The organism is Blastococcus xanthinilyticus (genome assembly GCF_008124835.1).
Taxonomy (GTDB): Bacteria; Actinomycetota; Actinomycetes; order Mycobacteriales; family Geodermatophilaceae; genus Blastococcus; species Blastococcus xanthinilyticus.
The window spans coordinates 17007-29602 of record NZ_VNHW01000020.1; the positions used below are offsets into that span (position 1 = coordinate 17007).

A 12596-nucleotide genomic window follows, 5' to 3' on the forward strand; every position below is an offset into this window, starting at 1 on the left:
ACCCGAAAGGCACCAGCGATGAGCGAGACGAAGACCTACCCGATCGGCGTGGCGCTGTCGGTGGCCAGCGGCAAGCTGCTGTGCGAGTTCTCCCAGCTGCACGAGGCCATCACGGACCTCGCGGGCTGGCCGGTGATGACGCACCACATGGCCAGCCGCGAGCTGATGGACGGTGTCGCCCGCAAGGTGATCTCCCAGGTGCCGTGGATGCCGGGTGCGGTCGAGAACATGCCCGACTGGTCGGGCCTGGCCCGCGATGACGTCCGGTCGGCCATCGAGCTGTGGCTGGACCGCATCGAGGACGCGCACGGGCACGTCGTGGAGATCGTCCTCGGTGAGCCCCTGCCTGCCATGGGCGTGCTCGACGGCCTGGAGCGACTCGGCGGTGCCCGGTGACCGCCTCCGAGCCGCTGGCGATGCTCGACGAGCTGGAGCAGGCGCTGGCCGCCGCGACGCCCGGGCCGTGGCTGACGGATACCAACGGCTGCTGCGTCATGGGCGGCAAGGAGAACGTCGAGTTCGTCACCAACCGGAGCACGACGCCGGCCGACGCCGCCGCGATCGTGGCCGCCGTCAACACGGCCCCGAAGCTGCTCGCCGCCGTGCGCGGCATGTACGCCCTGGCCGATCTGCTCGAAGACAGCGTGCTGCTCGACAAGGAGACCCGGTTCCGCGCCGCAGCCGAGATCCGCGCCGTGCTCGATCAGGCCATCGGGGGCGACCAGTGACCGCGGACGCCCAGAGGGGCCACTTTGAGCGGGGCGCGATGACACCGCTCTGCGACATGAGGAAGCCGGGCGGCACGACGACCTGCACTGAGCCAGCCGGGCACGCAGGCCCTGACGGCAAGGGCGAATCGCACGGCGACGGCTCGGTCATCCGCTGGATTTACCGGTGACCGCCGCTCACGTCGTCCCGCGCGGCGACCTCATCGAGCACGAGACGACCGAGTTCTGCGCGTGCGGCCCTCGGTCGGAACCGGTCAAGCGCGAGGACGGCTCAATGGGCTGGGTCGTGGTGCACCACAGCCTGGATGGACGCGAGGTCAGCGAATGAGCAACGACGCCCAGAGGGGCGACTTCGAGCGGCCGGCTGCCGCCCAGCCCACCGAGCACTCAGAAGCGTGCACACCGGAGCTGAGGGGCGCTGGGCAGTACGCAGGCGAATGCCCGCGATGCGAGAAGGCACAGGACTGGATTAGCCGCTTCGTCCGGAGGGAGATCACCCACCTCGCCCCGTCGGTGACGCCGGACAGCGACCAGGTGCGGGACGGGCGGCCGGTGCTCGTGGCGCGTTGCGAGAACAGCACCTGGACCGACGACGGGGCCGAGGTCTTCTGCCGTGGCCAACTGCGCTTCACCTGGGGCCAGAGCCAGGCCCCGTGCTCGACGTGCGGCGCCTGGTGCGGAGTCGCCGTCGCGGACTGGACCGCCGTCGAATGCGCTCCTGCCGCCGCGCTGGCTGCCCCCGCCGCCGGGCTGGAGGACGACCGTGCTGGGTGACCTGCTCGGGGTGCTCGACGACCACGTGACGTTCGTCGGCGGGGTGCTGTTCGCGACGCCGGCGTGGGCGACGTCGTTCTACGTGCTCTACAAGCTGGAGCTGCTGCGGGATGCGCTGGGCGAGGAGCGGCCGCCGTCGCTGTGGAAGGCGCTGGTGGGGCTGCTCCGCCGCCTCCTTCGGCTGTTCCGCCGGCGCCGGCCGGAGCCCGAGGCGGGGCCGGAGCCGGAACCCGCTGCTGAGGACGAGCCCGCGCCCGACCCGGACGCGGTCACCGCACCCCAGGTTGCCGTCCGCGCCCAGACGTTCCGGCTAGGCGACGAAGAGCTGACCTTCACGTTCCGCCACCACGAGTCTCCGAGGAGCCCGTCATGACCGTCACCGCCCCGGCCGACGTCGATGCCGCGATCGCGGAGCGTCTCCGCCGCGGGCAGTCGGTGGAGCAGCTGTGCGCCGTCGGGGCCCGTACGGGCTGGTGGTCCGAGGACGACGTGGACCGGGTGGCCGGGGCTGCCGACGGCGAGCCGGAGGAGCTGGCCGAGGAGGCCGCGGAGGACGAGCGGCTGGAGGTGCTGACCGGCCAGCTGCGCGCGGATGGGGCGATCGCCCCGGCCCGCCCGCCGGCGGAGGACGTCCTCGCCATGGGCCTGGCGCACCCCACCCGCCGGGTGCGCCAGCTGGCGGCCGCTGCCCGTGACGCGGTGGACGAACTGGTCACCGCGCTGATGGGCGGTGGACCCCGTGGGTGACCCGGCCGCTTCAGCCGAGACGTGGCGCCCAATCCCAGGCTACGAGGGCATCTACGACGTGAGCGATCTCGGGCGAGTCCGTTCCCTGCCACGTCGCGGAACCCGAGGCGGGATATGCGCCGCGAAGATCGACAAGGACGGTTATCGGGCCGTCACATTGCACCGTGACGGGGCGCCAGCTCATCACCGCGTGCACCGCCTGGTCCTCCTCGCTTTCACGGGCCCGGCTTCTCCGGGAGAAGTCGGTCGGCACATGGACGGCGACCCCAGCAACAACCGAGCGTGCAACCTCGCCTGGGGCAGCCCGGCCGAGAACACGGCGGACATGCTCCGGATGGGCCGCCAGCTCAACGCCCGCAAGACGCACTGCAAGCACAACCACGAGTTCACCGAGGCGAACACCTACACCGGGCGTGGGCAGCGCGAGTGCCGCGCGTGCGGCCGAGAGCGATGGGCCCGCCGCCGCCGTCGGATGACCGGTGCAGGCCACGGCGCGCACCAGCCGAATGCCGCGCCCGCCGCGTGACCCCAGCCCCACCCCGGCCGCTACGCGGCCGGCCCCTGCACCACGCCCACGACCAGCCCCGACCCGCGACCTGGAGGAGGTGACCGCCCGATGGCATGGCTGCGCGTCGGCGACACCTTCGCCACCGACCCCCGGATCCTCGCCCTCAACGACCCGGCCGCCCCGCTGATGGGCCCGGCGTGCAGGGGCTTCTTCCTCGAGCTCGCTGCCCTGTCGGCGAACGCCTCCACCGACTACGTGATCACCCGCGGCCAGATCAACCTCGCCGGCGGCCCGAGCGCCTCGCAGCTGCTGCGCCGCTGCGAGCGCGCCGGCCTGATCCGCCCGCTCGACGGCCGCGGCACCACCCGCCGCTGGAAGCTCATCGACGACGCCCCCGAGCTGATCCACATCCGCCTCGCCGCCGAGGTCGCGTGGGAGAAGCAGCAGAAGGCCGACACCCGGAACCCGGAGCTCCAGACCGCCGTCTTCCTCCGCGACGGCGACGCCTGCCGCTGGTGCGGCCGCGTCGTCCAGCCCAACGACAACAGGTCCGCCCGCGGCAAGGCCCTGGACCACCTCCAGGCCGGGCAGGGCGCCACCGGCCCAGAGGACCTGGTCGTCGCCTGCGCCGGCTGCAACGGCCGCCGCGGGAAGGAGTGGCTCGACGCCCGCGACGACGAAGCCGCCCGCGCCGACTACGCCGCCCGCTGGCAGCTCCGCCCGCCGCCGTCCCCGCTGATCTTCATCCGCTCCACCGTCGACCTGCTCGCCGAGCGCGGACACGCTGTCCCCGCCGACGCGGTCATCGGCGAGCGCGCCAGGATGTTCGACACCCCCACGACGTCCGGGCCGGAGGTGTCGCACCCCGCTGCAGCGGGAGTCGCGGCGCCGGCCCGGAGCACCACCGCACCCGGCGACCAGCACCCCACCAGCCAGGTGGGCGTCGCGGCACCGGACGCGGGCACGACCGGCGCAACGCACCCCGCCACGGCGGGAGTAGCGGCGCCGCCCTCGGCCGACCAGCACCCCGAACCGTCGGGAGTCGCGGCCACCGAGGACAGCGCACCGGAATGCCAGCACCCCGCACCCGCGGGAGTCGCGGCACCCGAGTCGCGCACCGACCGATCCGCGACCGATCGGTCTAGGCCGGGACGGGCCGGGGACGGGTCGGCTCTGGTCGGGTCGGGTGGGTCACCACCCACCCGCGCCTCACCTGACCACCCGAAGCAACCTCCTCCCTCCCCTGGTCCTCGGCGCACCCGCCGGGGCCGCAGACGATCCCGCTCTGGAGGATCCGCGTGAAGCGCACCCCTCTGGCCAGGACCATGCCGCTGACCGCGGTCGCTGGCCTCCGCCGCACTCCGATGCACCGACGAGCCCCGGCGGCCCGACCTCCGCGGCGGACGAAGCCGAACCCGATGCCGGCCGACGTGCGCCAGCTGGTGATCGACCGCGACGGGCACGCCTGCCGCCGCTGCGGTGCACCGCTCCCGGGCGGCCGCGGCGGCTCGGTGCACCACCGCATCCCCCGCGGCATGGGCGGCACCAGCTGGGCCGGCATCCACTCCCCCGCCCTCCTGGTGCTGCTGTGCGGGGACGGGACGACCGGCTGTCACGGACATCTGGAAGCCAATCGGTCGGCCGCTCTACGGCTCGGATGGCTGCTCAGCCGCCATCTGTTCGGCATCGACCCATCCGACATCCCCCTGCGGTGGGACGACCGACCCGCCCGGGTCTACCTACACCACGACGGCACGGTCACCCATGACCGCCCGGCCTCTGGATCAGGACAGTGACGCCCGAGGAGCTCCGCGAGCGGCGGGTCGTGCGCTCCGTGGACGGGCGGGTCCGGACATGGCCGAGCGTGGCGGATCGCCTCGCTCGGCGGCTCCCTCGACTCTCGGATGACGAGTGCTGGGAGTTCAGCGGTAGCAGGAACCGCAAGGGCTACGGGCAGATCCAGGGGGTCGATGGGCTGGAGCTGGCTCACCGTGTTGCGTTCGTACTCGCGCATGGCGCCATCCCCGAAGGCCACTTGGTGCTCCACCGCTGCGACAACCCCCCGTGCTGCAACCCGCAGCACCTCTACGCAGGTACACCGGCGCAGAACACCGACGACATGGTGTCGCGCGGTCGCCAAGTAGCTCCCCGCTCGCTGGCCAACGGCCGAGCGAAGCTGTCCGACGCCGACGTCGCAGCCATCCGCGAAGCCCACGCGGCTGGCGAGAGCTGCAAGGCCATCGGCCGACGTCTAGACCTCCACCCCTCCTACGTCGGCCGGCTCGTCCGCCGAGTCCGCCGCACCGACCTGCCGATCATCGCGACCGAGGAGCCCCCGACCCCGTGAGCAACATTCCCTCCGCAGCGTGCGAGCGAGGAGATCACCGACCCAACGCGGCCGACACCAGCTGCGCTGTCCGGCTCCGGTGCAACCGTGGCCGGGCCTGCACCGCGGCGGAGACCGTCGTCGTCGGCGATCAGCGCGTCAAGGTCGGGGCCGCGGCAGCGCGTCCGCTGTGCGACTCCTGCGAGCGGGCCGTCGCAGCCGTGCTCGCCGACGTCCCGCAGCTGTACGCCGACCTCGAGCAGGCCATGCCGCACCGGCCGTCTAGCACCAACCGCAGCGGTGGTGGTGGTCGCTCTGGCCCGCTCGGGTCTCCGCTGCTGCTGAACGGCCCGGCGCTGCACCTGCAGGAGGTCGTGCACCAGCTGCTGACGGTGTGGGAGGACGTCGTCCGGGACACCGCTGGCCTGTCGGCCGTCGTGCGCACCGACGAGGACCCGTGGGAGCGGACGAAGCGCCGCGGCCGGGCCGGCCGCGAGACGCAGATGGCCGCTCGCCTGCTCTCCGCGCACCTGACCGCCTGGGTGGTGCACCCGGCGACCGAGTACGCGGTGACCCGGTCGAATGCTGACCCGAACGACCCCCGTGCAGTTCCTCAGCTCGACGCCCCGATGTACGTCACCGAGGCCGGGTGGAAGGCCGCCGACCGGCTGCTGCACTGGCGCAGCCGCGTCCGGGTGACGCTGGGCCTCACGAAAGCCACGACGCTGCGGGACGAGCCGTGCATGTACTGCAAGGTCCGCGCCGTCGTGGAGACCGCCGGCGACGACCACATCCGCTGTCAGGCGTGCAGCCGGGCATGGACCCGCGAGGAGTACCACGCGAAGGTGCGCGGCTTCGAGCCCTACCTCCGCAAGCTCGCGAAGGCCGAGCGGAGAGGCGCGACCTCGTGAGCAAGCTGAAGTGCACGACCGAGCAGGCCGACGCGGTGCAGGGCTACCTCTGGCAGCTGCGCGACGCCTTGAACCTCAGCCACTGGGACGTGTACCTCAGCAGCAAGGCAGCCGAGCCGGGGTGCCATGCCTCCGTACTCCCGTGCGAGGGGCGGTACGTCGCCGAGGTGCGGATCCAGAAGGACTTCTGGACCGCGCTCGACGACGACCAGAAGCGCTCGGTGCTCACCCACGAGCTGCTCCACCTGGTGCACCGCGCGCTGACCGAGGTCCCGCGCAAGGCACTGCACGAGAGCGGCTACCTGCCGCAGCGCGCGTACCGGATGCTATGGGAGCAGATCCGCCTGGAGTCCGAGTTGATGGTCGACCACCTGCCCACGGTGCTCGCGCCGACGATGCCAGCGTGGGCCGACGCCACCGCTGGGAGTCGGTGACGATGGACCTGCCCTACGACCTGCAGACCGACCTGATCAGCGTGTCCGAGGCGGCGACCCTGGCTGGGGTCAGCGAGTCGGCCATCCGGAAGTGGAAGCAGCGCGGTCACCTCGAGGTCGCCGGCCTGGACAACTTCGGCCGGCCGCTGTTCACGGGGCTCGCGGTCATGCGCGCCGAGGCGGCGACGCGTCAACGTGCTCGCCGGGAACTGTCGCCCCGGCCGAGTAGGGATGCGTCGTGACCCGTCGGACGATCCGCCGCTCGGTCGACCGCAAGAGCGACCGCTTGAACCGGCAGACCCCGAACGTCACCGAGTGCGCGTGGCCGGGTTGCCACGACGACCTGAAGCCCTTCGTCCATCGGGCGACCGGCGCGGTCTTCCGTATCCGGATCGGTCCTCTCTGCCTGTCGCACGCTGATGCCGTGGCGGACGCGGTCCTGGAGGACCGGCTGCTCGAGGCCGACTTCCGCCACCACGAGCTGAATCACCCCGCCCTCGACGCTGCGCAGCGCGAGAGGGAGCAGCGCAGTCGAGTCGCGAGCCGACACGCTGCCGACGAGCGTTTCCGCGGCGACCAGCCGGGCTTCGTCTACTTCATCGAGGTGGGCGAGCGCGTCAAGATCGGGTACAGCGTGGACGTCCGGCGCCGGCTGCGCTCCTACCCGCCGGGCTCCGTCCTCCTCGCGGTAGAGCCGGGATCGCCGGAGCTCGAGCGCCAGCGACACCAGCAGTTCGCGGGCTCTCTCCTCGACGGCCGAGAGTGGTTCCGCCCTGACCGCGTGATCCTCGAGCAGGCCGCCGCGATCCGGGAGCGGCGCGGCGACCCTGCTCGGTTCGCTCACCGCTACCGCTCGAAGCGCGGCACCATGCAGAAGCTCAGGCGTTGACGCGCCGTGCCGCCGCCGCGACTTGACGGAGCGCGCGTGACGCGTCACGATCCTGCCAACGGGACAACTGTCTCCAAGGCGCGACGCTGATGCCGACACGTCCAGCGTCCAGGTGTCCGAGCTGCAAGCAGCTGCACCCCGGCACCGGCCGGTGCGCCAGCTGCCGTCGGGACAGCGACCGTGAGCGTGGCACCGCAGCGCAGCGCGGCTACTCCGGCGAGCACGTGTCTCGGTTTCGTGTCGAGGTGCTCGACCGTGACCGGGTGTGCGTGCTGTGTCGAAGCAGTCATGCGACGGTCGCTGACCACTGGCCGCGCAGTCGCCGGGAGCTCGTCGCGGCGGGTCTGGATCCGAACGATCCGGTGCACGGGCGTGGTCTGTGCGCCTCGTGCCACGGCACGCACACCGCGAGCGCGCAGCCGGGCGGGTGGAACCGGCGTTGACCCGCGGCGGGGTGGGGGGACCCCCTCCGGCCGACCAAGATCCCTGGACCGCCGGGGTGACACGCGCACACCGTCTCAGAACGATGTAGGGGGGTCTCGGCCATGCCCGCTCAGCAGCAGCCGGCCACCCTCCAGCTCTTGAAGGGCCGCGGGAACGGCACCGACTCGGGCGGCCGGAAGGTGAAGACGCCGCCGTCGTTCCGTCGGATCGCGCCGAGGCCGCCGACGTGGCTGGACCGCGAGGCTGCGGCCGAGTGGCGCCGCGTCGTCCCGGGCCTGCAGCGGCTGGACCTCCTGAAGGAGGAGGACCGGGCGATCCTCACGGCCTACTGCACGACCTGGTCGATCTTCGTCGAGGCGACGCGGACGGTGAAGCGGGAGGGCCTGACGATCGAGGCCAAGCAGGGCACGCTGCCGCACCCGGCGGTCGGGATCGCGCGCAACGCCGGCCGCGAGCTGCGGGCCTTCGCCAACCTGTTCGGCTTGTCCCCGGCGGCGGAGATGGCGCTGGGAAAGGTGACGGGCGATGGCGAGGAGGACGAGAACCCCTTCGCCGGCAGCTGACGACGTCGAGCTCCCGGACGCCGAGGAGCTCGAGCGGCTGAAGCTGTCCCCCGAGGTCGCCTGGTATCTGGTCTCGCGGGGCATCCCGCTGCCTGACTGCCCACCCGCGATCAAGACCCCGGAGCCTGGTGAGCTCGGGACGCCGGGCGTCCGGTTCGACCCGGAGCGGGTCGACCGGGTGCTGAAGGCGTTCGGGCTGCTGCGGCACACGAAGGGCAAGTGGGCCGGGCAGCCGCTCAAGCCGGACCCGTGGCAGGTGGCCTACGTCCTGGCCCCGGTGTTCGGCTGGGTCCGGTTCGACGAGGACGCCGGCCGGTGGGTGCGGGTGATCCGGGAGCTGTACGTCGACATCCCGCGGAAGAACGGGAAGTCGACGACGCTCGGCGGGATCGCCGTATACATGACCGCGGCCGACGGCGAGTCGGGCGCGGAGGTCATCGCCGCGGCGACGACGACCGAACAGGCAGGGTTCGTGTTCGCCCCGGTAAAGGCGCTGGTGGAGAACGCGCCGGCGCTGAGCAAGCACCTGCGGGCCTACGCAAAGCGGATCGTGCACCCGGCCACGGCCTCGTACTTCCAGGCCATCTCGTCGGTGGCCGACGCCCAGCACGGCGCGAACATCCACTGCGCGGTCATCGACGAGCTGCACGTCCACAAGTCCGCCGACATGGTGGAGACCCTGGAGACCGGTACTGGTTCCCGGGATCAGCCCCTGGTCGCGACGATCACCACCGCCGACGACGGCCGGCCGAACACGATCTACGCGCGGAAGCGGAAGCGTATCGAGCAGCTGGCCGCGCGGGTCATCACCGACGCGACGGTGTTCGGCGTGGTGTGGGCGGCCTCGAAGGACGACGACCCGTTCGTCGAGGCGACGTGGCGGAAGGCCAACCCGGGGTTCGGGATCTCCCCCACCCGATCCTTCCTGGCGAAGGAGGCCGCGAAGGCGAAGGACTCCCCCGCTGACCTGGCGAAGTTCCTGCGCCTGCACCTCGGGATCCGCACCAAGCAGGAGACGAAGTACCTCGAGCTGGGCGCCTGGGACGACACCGCGGGCATGGTCGACGAGTCGAAGCTGGTCGGCCGGCCGTGTCACGGAGGCCTGGACCTGGCGTCGGTGAACGACATCACCGCGCTGTGCTGGGACTTCGGTGACGGTGACCGGCACGAGGTGCTGTGGCGGTTCTGGATCCCCGAAGCCCGGATGGACGACCTGGACAAGCGCACGGCCGGTGAGGCCACGGTGTGGAAGCGCAACGGCATCCTGATGACAACGCCCGGCAACGTGATCGACAACGACTTCATCGTCGACACGGTGCTGAAGGACGCGGAGCGGTTCGAGGTGCGCACCATCGGGTTCGACCGGTGGGGCGCCACTGACGTCGTCCGCCGCCTCGGCGAGGAAGGCCTCACGTGCGTGCCGGTGGGCCAGGGGTTCGCGTCCACGTCGGCGCCGATGAAGGAGATTCTCCGCCTGGTCCTCTCGCGCCGGTACGTGCACGGCGGGAACCCGGTGATGCGGTGGATGGTCGACAACCTCGCCGTCCGGATGGACCCGGCGGGGAACGTGAAGCCCGACAAGGACCGCTCCGCCGACAAGATCGACGGCGTGTCCGCGGCCGTGGTCGCGATGAAGGAACACATGGACGCCGGCGAGGCCGAAGACCCCGTGGACAGCTCGGTGTTCGTCTTCGGACGAGGAAGCAGGTGAGGAGGAGTCCGTGGCACTGACTGACGACGAGTCGCGGACTCTGCGGCGACTGAACGCCCGCCTGGCGGCCGACCGGAAGGGAACCCAGAAGCGACCCGGCTTCGACGTGCTCGACCGGTACTACGACGGCGAGCAGCAGCTTAAGCAGCTGGGGCTGGCCGTGCCGGCCGAGCTGCAGGAGTTCATCACCATCGTGGCGTGGCCGGGCACCTACGTGGACGCCATCGCCGAACGGTGCGTCGGGCAGGGTTTCCGGCTGCCCGAGGAGCAGAGCGCAGACCCCGAGCTCGAACGGGTGTGGCAGGCCAACGACCTCGACGACGAGGCACCGCTGGCCCACACCGACGCGCTCGTCTTCGGACGCTCCTACATCTGCGTCGGCACGAACCCCGCTGACGAGCAGACGCCGCTCATCACGGTCGAGTCTCCGCTCGAGATGGCACACGAGCAGTCGCCGGCCACCCGAGCGACTACGGCCGCGGCCCGGTTCTACTCCGACGACTCGTTCGGGCGCCGCGAGTCGCGGGCCACCCTGTACCTGGCCAACTCCACGGTGCACGTGGTCCGTTCCCGCCGGGGCTGGGAAGAGGCGACCGACGAAGAGTTCGAGCGGGACGACCATGGCGCGGGCATGGTGATGGTCGAGCCGATGGTCAACCGTGCTCGCCCGCACAAGCGGTACGGGCTGTCGCAGATGTCCCGGGTGATCTCCCTGACGGACGCGGCCGCGCGAGGGCTCACGCTGGCGCAGGTCGCCACGGAGGTCATGGGCATCCCGCAGCGCACCGCCGCGGGGCTGACGCAGGCGGACTTCAAGGATCCGAAGACCGGCGAGATGCTGACCGAGTGGGAGGCGTACTTCGGGGCCGTGTGGGCCACGGCCAACAAGGACGCCAAGTTCCACCAGTTCACCGCGGCCGACCTGCAGAACTTCAAGACCATCGTCACCACGTACGCCGAGCTCGTCGCCGGGGTGACCGGCCTCCCGCTTCGGTACCTGGGGCAGCTCGCCACCAACCCGCCGTCGGCGGACGGGATCCGCGCCGACGAGGCGCGCCTCGTCGGGCAGTGCGAGTCGAAGACCGAGGGCCCGTTCGGTGCGGCCTGGGAGCGGACGATGCGCAAGGTGCGTCGGCTGCAGACCGGCGAGGACGCCCCGGAGCTGGCGCAGCTGGAGATGCTGTGGCGTGATCCGGCGACGCCGACCCGGGCGCAGGCCGCCGACGCGGCGGTGAAGCTGTACCAGGCGGGGATCATCTCCAAGCGGCAGGCCCGACGGGACCTGGGCTACTCGTCGGTCCAGATCAGCAACATGGAGCAGGACGACGCGGACGCGGCGATGGATCCGCAGATGGATCGGATGCTCCGCGAGGTGCTCACCGTGCCGGCGCCGGCCGATGCCGCCGCCTGAAGCGGCCCAGGACTTCTACCGGACCCTGCAGCGCCTCCAGCTGGTCCTGGTGGCCGCGGGCCGGCGGGCGTGGGCACGGATGGGCCCCGAGTTCGACACGTCGTGGGAGCAGATCGCCCCTGCGCTGGTCACGGTGGCGGTCGCGACGCAGCAGCGGGCGGCAGCCGAGGCCGCCAGCTACGTGCCGGCGCTCCTGGCCGAGACCGACCAGCCCGACGAGCCCGCCGGCGCCATCGTGCCGCGGGCTTTTGCCGGGACAGCAGCCGACGGGCGGCCGCTGGGCAGCCTGCTGTACGGCGCCGTGGTGCAGGCCAAACTGGCCCGCCAGGGGGCGATCACCCGCGACGGGGACGTCACCAGCTACACACCGGGCCGCGGCGTCCAGGATGCGCTCGCCATCGGAGGGCGCTGGCTGGACGGCACGCTGGCCACCGTGGCCACGGACGCTGGCCGGCAGGCGGTCGGCACCGAGATCGCGCAGCGCCGCGGCATGGGCTGGGTGCGGATGGTCAACCCGCCGTGCTGCTCCCGCTGCGCGATCCTCGCCGGCCGCTGGTACCGGTGGAGCGACGGCTTCAAGCGGCACAAGCGCTGCGACTGCACCCACATCCCTGCCGCGGAGGACCGGGCTGGCGACTTCCGCACGGACCCGCAGGCGCTGCTGGACAACGGCCTCGTCAACGGGCTGAGCGAGGGCCAGCGCCGGGCGCTGGCCGACGGAGCCGACTTCGCCCGGGTGGTGAACGCCGACCGCGGCATGTACACGACCACGGTCGCCGGCCGGCTGGTGCGGGCGACCACGGAGGCGACGACCACGCGCGGCATCGGGCGCGACCTGGGTGAGCTCACGAAGGCTCCGGGCGAGCGGTACCGGCGGTCGACCGCCATCCGGTTGACCCCGGAGGGGATCTACCAGGTGGCCGCTAGCCAGGACGACGCCATCCGGCTGCTGAGGGCCAACGCCTACATCACCGACCGGGCAGCCGTCGACGCGGCCAACGTCGCGGCCCGGCGGGCGCGGGACGCCTACGGCGCGGCCCGTGCGGATCAGCCCGCCCTCTGAGCTGCGCGCCCTCCAGCGCGCTCACCGAGACCCGCCGCCACGGCGAGGCCTCGATGCACAGCACGGCCATCCGACATGGACGGCCGC

The 12596-nt window shown here is 72.0% G+C and carries 18 protein-coding genes; all 18 read left to right on the plus strand.

What is annotated here, in order from left to right:
• Positions 1 to 18 precede the first annotated feature (18 nt).
• The 18 genes from BD833_RS20855 to BD833_RS20940 all read left to right on the plus strand — a co-directional run bounded on the left by BD833_RS20855 (position 19) and on the right by BD833_RS20940 (position 12509).
• Positions 19 to 396: a DUF7736 domain-containing protein gene (locus BD833_RS20855; RefSeq protein ID WP_166535084.1), complete on the plus strand. Its 378-nt coding sequence runs from the start codon at positions 19 to 21 to the stop codon at positions 394 to 396.
• The gene (locus BD833_RS20860; RefSeq protein ID WP_166535085.1) at positions 393 to 728 is read left to right on the plus strand and encodes a hypothetical protein; all 336 of its coding nucleotides are present in this window, start codon (positions 393 to 395) and stop codon (positions 726 to 728) included. The genes BD833_RS20855 and BD833_RS20860 overlap by 4 nt, the downstream gene beginning before the upstream one ends.
• 166 nt (positions 729 to 894) lie before the next feature.
• Complete coding sequence (locus tag BD833_RS20865; protein ID WP_166535086.1) at positions 895 to 1056, plus strand: hypothetical protein; 162 nt, start codon at positions 895 to 897, stop codon at positions 1054 to 1056.
• Positions 1053 to 1502: a hypothetical protein gene (locus tag BD833_RS20870; protein WP_166535087.1), complete on the plus strand. Its 450-nt coding sequence runs from the start codon at positions 1053 to 1055 to the stop codon at positions 1500 to 1502. The genes BD833_RS20865 and BD833_RS20870 overlap by 4 nt, the downstream gene beginning before the upstream one ends.
• The gene (locus tag BD833_RS22825; RefSeq protein ID WP_208092803.1) at positions 1492 to 1875 is read left to right on the plus strand and encodes a hypothetical protein; all 384 of its coding nucleotides are present in this window, start codon (positions 1492 to 1494) and stop codon (positions 1873 to 1875) included. The genes BD833_RS20870 and BD833_RS22825 overlap by 11 nt, the downstream gene beginning before the upstream one ends.
• On the plus strand, positions 1872 to 2249 hold the full coding sequence (locus tag BD833_RS20880; protein ID WP_166535088.1) for a hypothetical protein: 378 nt from the start codon (positions 1872 to 1874) through the stop codon (positions 2247 to 2249). Before BD833_RS22825 ends, BD833_RS20880 begins: the two co-directional genes overlap by 4 nt.
• Positions 2242 to 2775: an NUMOD4 motif-containing HNH endonuclease gene (locus BD833_RS23490; RefSeq protein ID WP_166535089.1), complete on the plus strand. Its 534-nt coding sequence runs from the start codon at positions 2242 to 2244 to the stop codon at positions 2773 to 2775. The genes BD833_RS20880 and BD833_RS23490 overlap by 8 nt, the downstream gene beginning before the upstream one ends.
• A 90-nt stretch (positions 2776 to 2865) precedes the next feature.
• The gene (locus BD833_RS20890) at positions 2866 to 4059 is read left to right on the plus strand and encodes a hypothetical protein (protein WP_166535090.1); all 1194 of its coding nucleotides are present in this window, start codon (positions 2866 to 2868) and stop codon (positions 4057 to 4059) included.
• A 116-nt stretch (positions 4060 to 4175) separates the two neighbouring features.
• Positions 4176 to 4553, plus strand: coding sequence for an HNH endonuclease (locus BD833_RS20895; RefSeq protein ID WP_166535091.1), 378 nt, complete (start codon positions 4176 to 4178; stop codon positions 4551 to 4553).
• Entirely contained in the window at positions 4550 to 5104 is a 555-nt protein-coding gene (locus tag BD833_RS20900) for an HNH endonuclease (RefSeq protein ID WP_166535092.1), read from the plus strand. Before BD833_RS20895 ends, BD833_RS20900 begins: the two co-directional genes overlap by 4 nt.
• Entirely contained in the window at positions 5101 to 5994 is an 894-nt protein-coding gene (locus BD833_RS20905; RefSeq protein WP_166535093.1) for a hypothetical protein, read from the plus strand. Before BD833_RS20900 ends, BD833_RS20905 begins: the two co-directional genes overlap by 4 nt.
• Positions 5991 to 6428, plus strand: a complete 438-nt coding sequence (locus BD833_RS20910; RefSeq protein ID WP_166535094.1) for a hypothetical protein — start codon at positions 5991 to 5993, stop codon at positions 6426 to 6428. The genes BD833_RS20905 and BD833_RS20910 overlap by 4 nt, the downstream gene beginning before the upstream one ends.
• Positions 6398 to 6670 carry a hypothetical protein gene (locus tag BD833_RS20915; protein WP_166535095.1) on the plus strand — a complete coding sequence of 91 codons (273 nt, stop codon included), beginning with the start codon at positions 6398 to 6400 and terminating at the stop codon, positions 6668 to 6670. The genes BD833_RS20910 and BD833_RS20915 overlap by 31 nt, the downstream gene beginning before the upstream one ends.
• A complete protein-coding gene (locus tag BD833_RS20920; protein ID WP_166535096.1) occupies positions 6667 to 7317 on the plus strand; it encodes a GIY-YIG nuclease family protein in 651 nt (216 codons plus the stop codon). The genes BD833_RS20915 and BD833_RS20920 overlap by 4 nt, the downstream gene beginning before the upstream one ends.
• A gap of 545 nt (positions 7318 to 7862) precedes the next feature.
• Positions 7863 to 8324 carry a phage terminase small subunit P27 family gene (locus BD833_RS20925; RefSeq protein WP_166535097.1) on the plus strand — a complete coding sequence of 154 codons (462 nt, stop codon included), beginning with the start codon at positions 7863 to 7865 and terminating at the stop codon, positions 8322 to 8324.
• On the plus strand, positions 8287 to 10035 hold the full coding sequence (locus tag BD833_RS20930; protein WP_166535098.1) for a terminase large subunit: 1749 nt from the start codon (positions 8287 to 8289) through the stop codon (positions 10033 to 10035). Before BD833_RS20925 ends, BD833_RS20930 begins: the two co-directional genes overlap by 38 nt.
• A gap of 10 nt (positions 10036 to 10045) precedes the next feature.
• Positions 10046 to 11446 carry a phage portal protein gene (locus BD833_RS20935; RefSeq protein WP_166535099.1) on the plus strand — a complete coding sequence of 467 codons (1401 nt, stop codon included), beginning with the start codon at positions 10046 to 10048 and terminating at the stop codon, positions 11444 to 11446.
• On the plus strand, positions 11433 to 12509 hold the full coding sequence (locus tag BD833_RS20940; protein WP_166535100.1) for a hypothetical protein: 1077 nt from the start codon (positions 11433 to 11435) through the stop codon (positions 12507 to 12509). Before BD833_RS20935 ends, BD833_RS20940 begins: the two co-directional genes overlap by 14 nt.
• Positions 12510 to 12596 lie beyond the last annotated feature (87 nt).

What these genes read in the sequence shown, in the direction of transcription:
- BD833_RS20855 (WP_166535084.1), top strand. Translation starts at nt 19, where the DNA reads ATGAGCGAGACGAAGACCTACCCGATCGGCGTGGCGCTGTCGGTGGCC.
- BD833_RS20870 (WP_166535087.1), top strand. Translation starts at nt 1,053, where the DNA reads ATGAGCAACGACGCCCAGAGGGGCGACTTCGAGCGGCCGGCTGCCGCC.
- BD833_RS20880 (WP_166535088.1), top strand. Translation starts at nt 1,872, where the DNA reads ATGACCGTCACCGCCCCGGCCGACGTCGATGCCGCGATCGCGGAGCGT.
- BD833_RS20890 (WP_166535090.1), top strand. Translation starts at nt 2,866, where the DNA reads ATGGCATGGCTGCGCGTCGGCGACACCTTCGCCACCGACCCCCGGATC.
- BD833_RS20895 (WP_166535091.1), top strand. Translation starts at nt 4,176, where the DNA reads ATGCCGGCCGACGTGCGCCAGCTGGTGATCGACCGCGACGGGCACGCC.
- BD833_RS20925 (WP_166535097.1), top strand. Translation starts at nt 7,863, where the DNA reads ATGCCCGCTCAGCAGCAGCCGGCCACCCTCCAGCTCTTGAAGGGCCGC.
- BD833_RS20930 (WP_166535098.1), top strand. Translation starts at nt 8,287, where the DNA reads ATGGCGAGGAGGACGAGAACCCCTTCGCCGGCAGCTGACGACGTCGAG.
- BD833_RS20940 (WP_166535100.1), top strand. Translation starts at nt 11,433, where the DNA reads ATGCCGCCGCCTGAAGCGGCCCAGGACTTCTACCGGACCCTGCAGCGC.